This is a genomic window from Mycobacterium sp. (genome assembly GCF_052144515.1).
Taxonomy (GTDB): domain Bacteria; phylum Actinomycetota; class Actinomycetes; order Mycobacteriales; family Mycobacteriaceae; genus Mycobacterium.
This window is the reverse complement of sequence record NZ_JBKQQD010000585.1, coordinates 1-12,755: the sequence shown is the minus strand read 5'-3', so window position 1 is coordinate 12,755 and position 12,755 is coordinate 1. Positions and strand designations below refer to the sequence as shown.

Below are 12,755 nucleotides of genomic sequence, written 5' to 3'. Positions count from 1 at the left end.
GACGGCGGCCGTGGTGTTCTTGGTCGTCGCCGCGGTGGTGTTGGCGCTCGTGTGGCTGCAGTTTCGGGGCGAGCTCACGCCGAAGACGCCCTTGACGATGGTGGCTGCCCGGGCGGGTTTGGTGATGGATACGGGGTCGAAGGTCACCTACAACGGGGTGGAAATCGGTCGGGTGGCCAGCATTTCGGAGATCCAGCGTGATGGCATACCTGCGGCCAAGTTCGTCTTGGACGTCAATCCGAAGTACATCAAGCTGATTCCGGCCAACGTGGACGCCAAGATCAAGGCGACCACGGTGTTCGGCAACAAGTATGTGTCGTTGACCTCACCGAAAAACCCTACGCCGCAACGCATCACCACGCAGCAGGTGATTGATGCGAGGTCGGTGACGACGGAGTTCAACACGTTGTTCGAGACGCTCAACTCGATCGTGGAGAAGGTGGACCCGGTCAAGGTGAACCTGACGCTGGCCGCGGCCGCGCAGGCATTGACCGGCTTGGGCGACAAGTTCGGGCAGTCGATCGTCAACGGCAACGCCATCCTCGACGACATCAATCCGCAGATGCCGCAGATCCGACATGACATTGCGCGGCTGGCTGCCCTGGGCGACACCTACGCCAACGCCGCGCCGGATCTGTTGGACTCCCTCAACAACGCGGTCATCACAGCGCGCACGCTGCACCGGCAGGAAGCCGAACTGGACGCCGCGTTGCTGGCCGCGACCGGGTTGGGTAACACCGGGGAAGACATCTTCCGGCGTGGCGGGCCCTACCTGCAGCGGGGGGCCGCCGATCTGGTGCCCACCGCCCAGCTGCTCGACACCTACAGCCCCGAGATCTTCTGCACCATCCACAACTACTACGACGAAGAACCCGCGGCCTATGCGACGACGGGCGGCGGTAACGGCTACGCGCTGAGAACCATGACCGAGCTGACGTCAGGGTTGGGAGGCATACTGACTCTCCCGGGGTTGGCCGGCACGGTGGCCACTATGGGGCTCCTTGGGCTGGCCGGAGTGGTAGGCGGGGCGCCGAATCCCTATGTGTTTCCGGACAATCTGCCGCGGGTGAACGCCCGCGGCGGGCCGGGGGGTGCGCCGGGTTGCTGGCAGGCCATCACCCACGACCTGTGGCCCGCGCCCGAGTTGGTGCTGGACACCGGCGCCAGTCTCGCGCCGTACAACCACCTAGATACCGGCTCACCGTACGCCATCGAATATGTGTGGGGCCGCCAAGTCGGGGACAACACGATCAACCCATGAAAACCACCGGCTCCGCTATCAAGCTCGGCATCGTCTCGTTGGTGCTGGCGCTGATCACCGTGTCGATCGTCGTGGTGTTCGCTCAGATGCGCTTCAACCGCACCAACAGCTATACCGCGGAGTTCAGCAATGCCAGCGGCCTGAAAGACGGCCAGTTCGTCCGCGCCTCCGGAGTGGAGGTCGGCAAGGTCAAAAAGGTGCGGCTGATCGACGGCGGCAGGCGGGCGCAGGTGGATTTCGCTGTCGACCGTTCGATACCGCTCTACCAGTCGACGACTGCCCAGATCCGCTACCTCAACCTGTTCGCCGACCGCTACCTAGAGCTCACGCGCGGCGAGGGTGAGGGCGCTGACCGGGTCCTGCCGCCGGGTGGATTCATCCCGCTGTCTCGAACTTCCCCGGCGCTGGATCTCGACGCTCTGCTCGGTGGTTTCAAGCCGCTGTTCCGGGCGCTCGATCCGGAAAAGGTCAACACCATCGCGTCGGCGATCATCACAGTGTTTCAGGGTCAGGGCGGCACCATCAACGACATCCTCGACCAGACCGCGCAGGTGACCGCCCACATTGCCGAACGCGACCAGGCGATCGGCGAGGTGGTCAAGAACCTGAACGTCGTGCTGGATACCACGGTTAGACATCGCAAGGAGTTCGACCAGACCGTCGACAACTTCGAGAAGCTGATCACCGGGCTGGCCAATCACGCCGATCCGCTGGCCGCTGGCACCGCGAACATCAGCAACGCCGCCGGAACGGTGGCCGAGCTGCTGGCGGACAACCGCGCTCTGCTGCACAAGGAGATCAACTATCTGGAGGCTCTTCAGCAGCCACTCGTCGACCAACGTGATCAGCTCAACGATCTCCTCCACAAGACACCAACCGCGCTCAACCTGATCGGACGCAGCATCGGCCTCTACGGAGACTTTGTGAACTTCTACGTGTGCGACCTCACGATCAAGTGGAACGGATTGCAGCCCGGTGGCCCGGTCCGCACGGTCAGGATCTGGCAGCAGCCCACGGGCAGGTGCACGCCGCAATGAGAACACTGACGGACTTCAACCGCCGCCGTGTCGGGCTGACGGGTGCCACCGTGCTGGGGCTCGTCGTCGCCGTCGGCCAAAGCTTCACCAGCATCCCGATGATGTTCGCCAGTCCGAGCTACTACGGGCAGTTCACCGACACCGGTCAACTCAACAAGAACGACAAGGTGCGCATCACCGGCGTGAATGTCGGCACGGTGCAGGCGTTCGACATCGACGGCGACCACGTCCTGATCAAGTTCACCATCGGCGCCAACACCATCGGCACCGAGAGCCGGCTCGCGATCAAGACCGACACCATCCTGGGCAAAAAAGTGCTCGAGATCGAGCCGCGGGGAACCCAGACGTTGCGGCCCGGGGGCGTGTTGCCGCTCGGCCAAAGCACCACCCCTTATCAGCTCTACGACGCGAACTCCGATATCACCAAGGCCGCCGCCGGCTGGGACATCGACACCGTCAAGCGGTCGCTGAACGTCTTGTCGCAGACCATCGACCAGACCTACCCGCACCTGAGCGCCACACTCGACGGTTTGGCCAAATTCTCCGACACCATCGGTAAACGCGACGAAGAGATCAAGCACCTGCTCGCGCAGGCCCACCAGGTAGCCAGCGTGCTCGGTGACCGCAGCGAACAAATCAACCGGTTGCTGGTCAACGCGAAGACGCTGCTCGCCGCGTTCAACGAACGTGGACGGGCCATCGACGCCCTGCTGCAGAATATTTCCGCCTTCTCGGCCCAGGTGCAGGGGTTCATCAACGACAACCCGAACCTGAATCCTGTGCTGGAGCAGTTGCACGCCCTCACCGACGTGCTGGTGGCACGCAAAGACGACCTGGCCCAAACCCTCACGTATGTCAGTCAATTCGCCGCATCGTTAGGGGAATCCGTCGCGTCGGGACCGTACTTCAAGATAGTCCTGTCCAATCTGCTGCCGTACTGGATCTTGCAGCCGTGGGTCGACGCCGCCTTCAAGAACCGTGGTATCGACCCGGAGGACTTCTGGCGCAGCGCCGGCCTGCCCGAGTTCCGCTGGCCCGACCCCAACGGCGTCCGGTTCCCCAACGGCGCGCCGCCGCCCGCACCTCCGGTGCTGGAAGGCACCCCGGACCACCCGGGACCGGCCGTCCCACCGGGAACAGCGTGTTCGTACACGCCGGCGCCCGACGCGCCGCCGCGGCCGTGGAATCCGCTGCCGTGCGCGGGCGTAGACGTCGGACCATTCGGCGGCAGTTTCCCCGCACCGATCGACGTGCAGACGTCGCCGCCGAACCCGAACGGCCTGCCGCCGACACCGGGAATCCCGATCGCCGGGCGGCCGGGCGAGCCGCCTCCGGACGTCCCGGGCACACCGGTGCCGCTGCCGCCCAACGCGCCGCCGGGAGCACGCACAGAGAACCCGCAATCAGGGGGAGGTGGCCAGAGTTGAGCAGCATCTTCGATTTCCGCAATCTGCGGACCCGGAGGGTCATCGGGACGCTGGTGGTGGCGCTGGCACTGGTCGCCGGGTTCGTTGGCTGGCGGCTTTACCAGAAGCTGACCAACAACACCGTGGTCGCCTACGTCCCATCGGCGAACGCGCTCTATCCCGGAGACAAAGTCCAGATCATGGGCGTTCGCGTGGGCTCGGTCGACAAGATCGAGCCGGCCGGCGACAAGATGAAGGTGACGTTTCACTACAAGAACAAATACAAGGTGCCCGCCAACGCGTCCGCCGTGATCGTGAACCCCACCCTGGTGGCATCGCGGACCATTCAGCTGGAGCCACCCTACAAAGGTGGTCCGGTGATGGCCGATAACGCGGTGATCCCCATCGAGCGCACGCAGGTGCCGACGGAGTGGGACCAACTGCGCGAGAGCGTCGCCAATGTCATCTCCAAACTCGGCCCGACACCCGAGCAGCCCAAGGGCCCGTTCGGTGACCTCATCGAGTCTTTCTCCGACGGGCTGGCCGGCAAGGGCAAGCAGATCAACACCACGCTGGACAGCCTGTCGCGGGCGTTGACCGCGCTGAACGAGGGCCGTGGGGACTTCTTCGCAGTGGTGCACAGCCTGGCGCTGTTCGTCAACGCCCTGCACAAAGACGACCAGCAGTTCGTCGCGTTGAACAAAAACCTGGCCCAGTTCACCGACAAGTTGACCGGGTCTGACCGGGACCTCGCCAATGCGATCCAGCAGTTCGACTCCCTGCTCTCCACGCTGCGGCCGTTCTTGGACAAGAACCGCCAGGTGCTCGCGCGCGACGTCGACAACCTCGCCAACCTGACCACCACGCTGGTCCAACCCGAGCCGCTGAATGGTTTGGAGACCGCCCTGCACGTCCTGCCGACGCTGGAGACGAACCTCAGCCAGATTTACCACCCGTCGCACGGCGCGGTCATGTCCATCCCGGCAATCCCGAACTTCGCGAACCCGATGCAGTTCCTCTGCAGCATGATTCAGGCCGGTAGCCGGCTGGGCTATCAAGATTCCGCCGAACTGTGTGCGCAATACCTGGCACCAGTTCTCGATGCGATCAAGTTCAACTACTTGCCCTTCGGGCTGAACCTGTTCAGCACTGCCGAGACGCTACCCAAGGAAGTCGCCTACTCCGAGCCTCGGCTGCAGCCGCCGAACGGGTATAAGGACACCACGGTTCCCGGGATCTGGGTGCCCGACACCCCGTTGTCGCACCGCAACACCCAGCCCGGCTGGGTTGCAGCGCCGGGCATGCAGGGCACACAGGTGGGGCCGATCACAGCGGGCCTGCTGACACCCGAATCTCTGGGCGAACTGATGGGCGGCCCGGACAGCGCGCCCCCGCCGTCAGGGCTGCAGACGCCACCGGGACCGCCGAATGCGTACAACGAGTACCCGGTGCTGCCACCCATCGGCGTGCAGGCCCCGCAAGTGCCGATCCCCCCGCCACCACCGGCACCTGGAGTCGTGCCTGGACCGGTTGCTCCGACGCCCGCGCCTGCGGGACCACCGCTACCCGCGGAGGCGCGATGAGCGCGGTGCCCGCGGGGAGCGCTCGGCTGCGACACCGAGCCTGGCAGGGGCTGGCTCTGCTGGGGGCTGCCGTGGCGCTGACCTCGTGCGCAAGCTGGCACGGGATCGCAAACGTGCCGATGCCCGGTGGCCCGGGCAGCGGGCCCGGCTCCTACGTCATCTACGTGCAGATGCCCGACACGCTGGCCCTGAACGACAACAGCCGGGTGCGGGTGGCCGATGTCTTTGTCGGCACGGTGCGCGCGATCAATCTGAAGAACTGGGTCGCCACGGTGACGCTACGTGTGGACAAGGGCATCAAGTTACCCAAGAACGCCACCGCCAAGATCGGCCAGACAAGCCTCCTGGGTTCTCAGCACATAGAGCTGGCCGCGCCCCCCAACCCGTCCCCGGAGCTGCTGAAGGACGGCGACACCATCCCGCTGAAAAATGCGTCCACTTACCCCACGACCGAGCAGACGCTGGCCGGTCTCGCCATGATCTTGCGCGGAGGCGGCATCCCGAACCTCGAAGTGCTGCAGAACGAGGTCTACAACATCCTGAACGGGCGGGGCGACCAGATCCGTGCCTTCCTCGGCAAGCTGGACACTTTCACCGCCCGACTCAACGAGCAACGCGATGACATCACCCGAGCCATCGATTCCACCAACCGGCTGTTGGCGTACGTGGGTCCCCGCTCGGACGTTCTGGATCGGGTCCTCACCGAATTTCCCCCACTGCTCAAGCACTTCGCCGACAAACAGAACCTTTTGATCAACGCGGTTGACGCGACAGGACGGCTCAGCCAGGTTGCGGACCAATACCTGTCCGCCTCGCGGAGCGACCTCCACCAGGACCTGCAGTCGCTGCAGTGCCCGTTGAGGGAACTCGGCCGTGCTTCGCCGTATCTGATCCGCGCACTCAAGCTGATCCTCGTCCGGCCGTTCGACATCGACTCCGTGCCGAAGGCGTTCCGCGGCGACTACTTCAACCTGTCGTTGACGCTCGACCTGACCCTCAGCGCTGTCGACAACGCGGTCCTCACCGGCACGGGATTCTCCGGAGCGCTGCGCGCTCTCGAGCAATCGTGGGGCCGCGACCCCGAAACGATGATCCCCGACGTCCGGTACACGCCGAACCCGAACGACGCCCCGGGCGGGCCGCTGGTGGAAAGGGCGGGTAGGCAATGCTGACCCCCTTCATCAGGCGCCAGCTGATCCTGTTCGGCATTCTGAGCTTGATCACCGCGTTTGTGCTGGGCGGGTACTACCTGCGACTTCCCACCGCGGCAGGGATCGGCCAGTACACGCTGCACGCGGACCTGCCCGCGTCGGGCGGTCTGTACGAGACGGCCAACGTGACTTATCGCGGTGAAACCATCGGCACGGTCACCGCCGTCGAGCCGACCGAGACGGGCGCGCGGGTGACCATGAGCATCTCCAGCCGCTTTAAGATCCCGATTGACGCGGGGGCGAACGTGCATTCGGTGTCGGCGGTCGGCGAGCAGTATCTGGACCTGGTGTCGGTGGGCAACCCGGGCAAATACTTCTCGCCGCAACAGACCATCACCAATGGCACCGTGCCCACTGATATCGGGCCGGCGCTGGACGCCGCGAACCGCGGGCTGGCCGTTCTGCCCAAGGACAAGATCGCCTCGCTGCTCGACGAAACAGCCCAAGCCGTAGGCGGATTGGGCCCCGCGCTGCAACGACTGGTCGATGCGACGCAGGCGATCGCCGGCGACTTCAAGACCAACATCCAAGATGTCAACGACATCATCCAAAACTCCGGACCGATCATCGACAGCCAGGTCAACTCGGGTGACTCGATCGAGCGCTGGTCGCACAATCTGAACATCCTGGCCGCGCAGAGCGCGGAAAACGACCAGCACGTGCAAAGCATCCTGACGCAAGCGGCGCCGACCGCCGATCAGGTCAACACGGTGTTCAGCGACGTCCGCGAGTCGCTTCCGCAGACACTGGCGAATCTCGAGATCGTGCTGGACATGCTCAAGCGCTACCACAAGGGCGTCGAGCAATTGCTGGTCGCCTATCCGCAGGGCGCCGCGGAAGGCCAGACGGTAACGACACCTTTCCCGGGCTACGCGGCGCTCGGCACCTCGTTGACGATCAACCAGCCCCCACCGTGTCTGACTGGCTTTCTCCCGGCACCTCAGTGGCGGTCTCCCGCGGACACCAGCTTGGCGCCGATGCCGTCTGGAACCTATTGCAAGATCCCGCAGGACACTCCGAGCAACGCCGTGCGCGGGGCGCGCAACCTTCCGTGTGTCGATGTCCCGGGTAAGCGCGCTGCGACGCCACGCGAGTGTCGCGACGCCAAACCGTACGTTCCGTTGGGCACCAACCCGTGGTATGGCGACCCGAACCAGCTCCTGACCTGCCCGGCGCCCGCGGCGCGCTGCGATCAGCCGGTGAAACCTGGCCTAGTGATCCCGGCGCCATCGGTCAACAACGGGCTGAACCCGGCGCCGGCCGACCGAGTGCCGGGGACACCCCCACCGATCAGTGACCCTCTGTCGCGGCCGGGATCAGGTGCCGTGGTATGCAACGGACAACAGCCCAACCCGTGTGTCTACACGCCGGGGGGGCCTCCCGCGGCGGTATACAGCCCTCAGAGCGGTGAACTGGTTGGACCCGACGGAGCCAAATTCTCCGTCGAGAACTCGACCAGAACAGGAGACGACGGATGGAAGGACATGCTGGCGCCGGCCGGCTGAAACCCCACCGACGTTGCTGACGGCTCGCCCGAAAGAGTCGGACGCGGTGAACTCGGGTCGGCTCCATTGTCGGTTGCGTGATCAATCCTTCTGATTTACAGCGCTTTTCGCCTCAGTCTGGCCTTGCGGCGGTGAGAACCTCGTTCGTCGCGCCTAACCCCACTCATTCGCACGAATCTCGTGGTGCGGCCTCACCGACTCGTCGTTCGGTCTCGGTGAACCGTTGACACTGACCGCACGTACAGTCATATACTGAGCACCGGGTCGGAACACTCCGAGTGCCCTGAATCGGAGCGCGCCGCTGCTCCACGCAGGCGAACACCTAGATCGGAGCAAGATGCGGGAAGCGATTGGCCTAGGCCAACTCCGGAGTGACGCGTGTACGTATCTCGAGCGGGTTGCCGCCGGGGAGACAATCGATGTCGTGCGGCGCGGCAAGTTGGTGGCGCAGATCGTGTCAGTCGGTGACTGGAGGCTGGCTCCGATCCCGGCGCGATCTGTCAAAGTCGCGGCGCCGGAAGCGGGTGGGTGGGTCGGGCTTGACGAATTGCGAACGCGTGCGGGGCGGTGCTTCGATCGGGTCGCGGCCGGGGAGACGATTTATGTCGTCCGTGGCGGCAAGTTACTGGCGCGGATCGTGTCGGCCGGTGACTCCACGATGGCCCCGATCCCGGCGGACGCTGGTCGGCCGATCGAGCTGGACGAACTGCGAAAGCGTGCGGGGCGTTACTTCGACAGGGTTGCGGCAGGGCAGACGATTGAGGTCGTGCGCAGCGGTACGGTGGTTGCTCGCATCGTGTCAGCCGCCGGGAACGACGCCCGCACAGCCTGATCGCTGGCGCTACGTCCCGCGGGTGCAGCTAACGTGGACCGGCAGAACTTCATCCGATTGTAGGTGCGGGATCAGCCGAGTGCCGGCTGACCTTTGCGGGGCGAAGCGCCACCAGTACCGCCCCGACGGCGAAGACCAGCGCGGCGACCCACGGGTACTGCCCGTCCGGAGCGAAGCCTTCCGCGGCGACGAACGCCAGGCCGTACGCCGCCATCGCCGTACCGACCAGCATCATCGGCTCGCCCCAGCGATCCGTGAGCGGGATACCGAGCATGGGCAGGGGAGCCGCGAAAAGACGCCGTCCGCGCCACAACAGGACCATCTCGACCGCAGTCACCAGGCTGAGGACGACCACCCATTCCAGCCGGGCCAGCCACCAGTCCGCCGTACCTTCGGCCGGTTGCGGTAGCAGTCCAGCCGGGTAGCCGACGATCGCCACAATCACGACCGGAATCATGTGCCACAAGTAAAGAGCCATCACATTGCTGTTGGCTACCGACAGCACACGCTGGACGTGGGCGGCGCGTAGCACGCGGTTGAGCGCGGGCGCGAGCGTCATGACCAATCCCGCCTGCGCGCATCCGAACGCCAACGCCGCTGCGGTGGGCGGCGTCGTGTTATCCACGGTCTGGCCCGGAACGCCGATCATGCTGACCGGGTAGGGTCCCAGCCAGATCAGCAGTGCCAGCGCGAGCCCCGACCCGGCAGCCAAGACGACAGGTCTGCGACCGGCCAATAGCCCGCCATGCCAAGCGATTCCGAGCTGGTAGAGCGCCCCCCAGCACAGCACGTAATTCAGCCAGCCGACGTAGGGCACGTGGGCGGCGAGCGATGCGACGTCTACCATCGCGACGCCCACGGCGAGCACCGCCGGTACCAAGAGCCCCCAACGCCGATGCGCGGCAATCGCACTCGGCGTCAGCGACACCACCACCAGGTACACGGCGAGGAACCACAAATGCATCGCGACTGCCCAGCCAGCGTATTCCAGCACCGAACCGGCGACGTGGCGGACCTGAAGAACCACCACAACGAACGAGACCAGCGCGGCGTAGACCGCCGTCGGACCGAGGACCCGGGCCAGTCGGTGCCGCAGCCAGGTCTGGCGCGACATGTCATTGGTGTCGCGCCGGTGCGTCCACGACACCGCGCCGGCGTAACCGGCCACCAAAAAGAACGTCGGGACGGCCTGGAATGGCCAGGTCAGCCACTGGGTCCAGGGCAGATCGACGAGCGGGTTCTGCCGACCGAACTGTCCGTCGTGATAGGTCACGGATCCGGCCAGCCAATGACCCAGCACGATGAGAACGACGCCCGAAAGGCGGTAGAAGTCGACCGCCAGATTGCGGGCCGGTCGCGCCCTGTTTGTGTGGTCCATCAGCGCTCGGGAAGCTCGATGGGTTGCACCCGCGCCACGGTACCCGCTCAACGCTCTGCCGGGAGTGGGTAAGTTCACCGAAATGACAGCTGATTGTTCGGCACCGACATGACCGACCTCACCGTCGCGATCGCCGACGGCGTCGCGCTGTTGACCCTCAATCGCCCCGAGCGCCGCAATGCATACACCGCGGAGATGGGTACCCTGCTCAACCGCGCCTACCGGCAGTGCGACGACGACGATGCGGTGCGCGTCATCGTGCTCACCGGTGCCGGCGACGCATTCTGTTCCGGCGCCGACTTCGCGGGCACAACAAGCCCTTTCGATGCTCCATCCGCTGACTCGGCGTTCACGGCCGCACCAACCGATCCCGCCGCGTTCGAGTTGCGCACCCCGGTCATCGTGGCGGTCAACGGGCACGCCATTGGGATCGGTCTGACGATTGCCCTGCAAGCCGACATACGGATCATGGCCGAAGAAGCGAAATACGCAGTCGCGCAGGTGCGTCGGGGCGTCATTCCCGACTGCATGTCGCACTGGACGCTGCCTCATCTGGCCGGCGGCGCCGTGGCTGCGGACATCCTGCTGACGGGACGTACTTTCGACGGTCTTGAAGCTTCCGCCATGGGCATCGCCACCCGGACGCTGCCCGCCGGCGAAGTGCTCGACCACGCGATGGCGGTGGCGCGCGACATCGCGGTCAACGTCGCACCGATGTCGGCCGCGCTGAGCAAACGGCTGCTCTGGGAACCCAGATCAAGGGCTACACCCCGCGCCAGGTCGCCGAATTGGAGACGGAACTGCACCGCCGGGTTATGGGCAGCGCCGATGCCCGCGAGGGCGTCGAAGCATTCCTGCAGCGCCGTGCTCCGCGTTGGAGCGCGTCGGTGTCGCACGGCTGGGAACCAATCTGATCCAGCCCGAAATCTGTTCCAGGAGGCGCGTACCGCATGAGTATCCCCGACCAGCAGCAGGCCATGCTGATGAACGGCCCCGGCGCACCCTTGGAAATGGTGGAAAGGCCGGTCGACGAACCTGGGCAGGGCCAGGTGCTGATCAAGGTCAATGCATCAAGCCTCAACTTCCACGACAACATCAATCTGATGGGCCTGCTTCCTGGGCCCTGGCCACGTGTGCCGATGAGCGACGGCGCCGGCGATGTGGTGGCAGTCGGTCCCGGTGTCGACGGGCTGCACGTCGGGGACGGCGTCATGGGAGCGTTTCACCCTGGCTGGCTAGACGGGCCGCCGACATCGGAAGCCAAGCGACAGTTGCCCGGCGACACGGAAGACGGCTGGCTACAGCAGTACCGCGTCGCCGACGTCGCCGGCCTGGTCCGCACGCCCGATCACCTCAGCGACGTCGAGGCCGCGACCATCCCGTGTGCCGGCGTGACTGCGTGGAGTGCCCTGGTGGAAGCCAACATCGGCGAAGGAGACATCGTCGTCACCCAGGGAACTGGCGGGGTGTCGATGTTCGCCGTGCAACTCGCCCGGGCGCTGGGTGCCACCGTAATCCTCACGTCGTCGTCAGACGACAAATTGAAGGTCGGATCAGATTTGGGCGCAACGCATCTCATCAACTACCGGACGACCCCGCAATGGAACACCGAGGTGAAGCGGCTGACCGCCGGACGCGGTGCCGACCTCATCGTCGACCTCGGCGGACCCGCCACGGTGGCGCAGTCGGTACATTCTGCGCGGGTGGGAGGCACGGTCGCCGTTATCGGGGTGCTCAGCGGATTCGAGATGGCGCCCATTTCGGTCGCCGAGGTGATGCTCAACAATCTGCGCCTCATCGGCATCACCGTCGGCAGTGTGCGCGCCCATCGTGACCTGTGCAAGCTGATCTCAGACGCAAGCATCAAGCCTCATGTCAGTCACGTATTTGACTGGGAAGACCTGGAGGAAGCGCTAGCGGTGCTGCGGGCCGGTGAGCATGTCGGCAAGATCGCGATAACCATCCCGTAGACCCGCGGCCAGATCTTGACATGATTCGGGAGACGGTCGGCGGGGGATACTCAACGCATGACCAAGGCCAAAAGCGAGCAACACGGTGGAGACTCTCCCTCTGAGCTCATCGACGCGAGAATCGAGGAGCTGGCGGATTGGTGTGGCGAGGTGCTCGCGCGCATCAGAAAACTGATCAAGCAGGCAGATCCCGACGTGGTCGAGGAATGGAAGTGGCGAGGGGTCCCCGTCTGGTATCACGACGGAATGATCTGTACCGGTGAGACGTACAAGAATGTCGTGAAGATGACCTTCGCCAAGGGCGCCGCATTGGAAGACCCTGCAGGTCTGTTCAACTCCAGCCTTGACGGCAACACCAGGCGCGCCATCGATTTTCATTTGGGCGACAAAATTGATGAAAAGGCATTGAAAGCGCTCATTCGCGCCGCCGTGGAACTGAACACGTCCTAGGAGACTCCTGAATAAGGGGTTTATGGGGCGGGGCGTCTCGAAGCCGCGTGGCGGCGTTGGTGAAGTCAGACCCTGAGGTCGACACGGAGATCGCCCCGCCGTTTCGAGTTTTGCAGTCGTTG

General features: G+C 64.9%; 10 protein-coding genes and 1 pseudogene. 10 read left to right on the top strand and 1 reads right to left on the bottom strand.

Features of this window, described 5'->3' with window-relative positions:
- From ACLP9N_RS40555 to ACLP9N_RS40525, 7 genes are all read left to right on the top strand, one after another.
- Positions 1-1,261, top strand: a 1,261-nt coding sequence (locus tag ACLP9N_RS40555; protein ID WP_442412674.1) for an MCE family protein, incomplete at its 5' end; no start/stop codon positions are given.
- Positions 1,258-2,298, top strand: a complete 1,041-nt coding sequence (locus ACLP9N_RS40550; RefSeq protein ID WP_442412673.1) for a virulence factor Mce family protein — start codon at positions 1,258-1,260, stop codon at positions 2,296-2,298. The genes ACLP9N_RS40555 and ACLP9N_RS40550, both read left to right, overlap by 4 nt.
- The gene (locus ACLP9N_RS40545) at positions 2,295-3,725 is read left to right on the top strand and encodes an MCE family protein (protein WP_442412672.1); all 1,431 of its coding nucleotides are present in this window, start codon (positions 2,295-2,297) and stop codon (positions 3,723-3,725) included. The genes ACLP9N_RS40550 and ACLP9N_RS40545 overlap by 4 nt, the downstream gene beginning before the upstream one ends.
- Complete coding sequence (locus ACLP9N_RS40540) at positions 3,722-5,287, top strand: virulence factor Mce family protein (RefSeq protein ID WP_442412671.1); 1,566 nt, start codon at positions 3,722-3,724, stop codon at positions 5,285-5,287. The genes ACLP9N_RS40545 and ACLP9N_RS40540 overlap by 4 nt, the downstream gene beginning before the upstream one ends.
- Positions 5,284-6,459, top strand: coding sequence for a virulence factor Mce family protein (locus ACLP9N_RS40535; protein WP_442412670.1), 1,176 nt, complete (start codon positions 5,284-5,286; stop codon positions 6,457-6,459). The genes ACLP9N_RS40540 and ACLP9N_RS40535 overlap by 4 nt, the downstream gene beginning before the upstream one ends.
- Entirely contained in the window at positions 6,453-8,003 is a 1,551-nt protein-coding gene (locus ACLP9N_RS40530) for an MCE family protein (RefSeq protein WP_442412669.1), read from the top strand. Before ACLP9N_RS40535 ends, ACLP9N_RS40530 begins: the two co-directional genes overlap by 7 nt.
- Positions 8,004-8,340: 337 nt before the next feature.
- Positions 8,341-8,835 (top strand): type II toxin-antitoxin system Phd/YefM family antitoxin, encoded by a 495-nt coding sequence (locus ACLP9N_RS40525; protein WP_442412668.1) that lies wholly within the window; start codon positions 8,341-8,343, stop codon positions 8,833-8,835.
- A gap of 49 nt (positions 8,836-8,884) precedes the next feature.
- Here the strand turns inward: ACLP9N_RS40525 and ACLP9N_RS40520 are convergent, their stop codons facing one another.
- Positions 8,885-10,213, bottom strand: a complete 1,329-nt coding sequence (locus tag ACLP9N_RS40520; RefSeq protein ID WP_442412667.1) for an acyltransferase family protein — start codon at positions 10,211-10,213, stop codon at positions 8,885-8,887.
- Positions 10,214-10,321: 108 nt separating this feature from the next.
- Here ACLP9N_RS40520 and ACLP9N_RS40515 point away from each other — a divergent pair.
- The 3 genes and pseudogenes from ACLP9N_RS40515 to ACLP9N_RS40505 all read left to right on the top strand — a co-directional run bounded on the left by ACLP9N_RS40515 (position 10,322) and on the right by ACLP9N_RS40505 (position 12,633).
- Positions 10,322-11,127: pseudogene (locus tag ACLP9N_RS40515) on the top strand (enoyl-CoA hydratase/isomerase family protein).
- A gap of 36 nt (positions 11,128-11,163) precedes the next feature.
- Complete coding sequence (locus tag ACLP9N_RS40510) at positions 11,164-12,183, top strand: zinc-dependent alcohol dehydrogenase family protein (protein WP_442412666.1); 1,020 nt, start codon at positions 11,164-11,166, stop codon at positions 12,181-12,183.
- Positions 12,184-12,240: 57 nt separating this feature from the next.
- On the top strand, positions 12,241-12,633 hold the full coding sequence (locus ACLP9N_RS40505) for a DUF1801 domain-containing protein (protein WP_442412665.1): 393 nt from the start codon (positions 12,241-12,243) through the stop codon (positions 12,631-12,633).
- Positions 12,634-12,755: the final 122 nt, after the last annotated feature.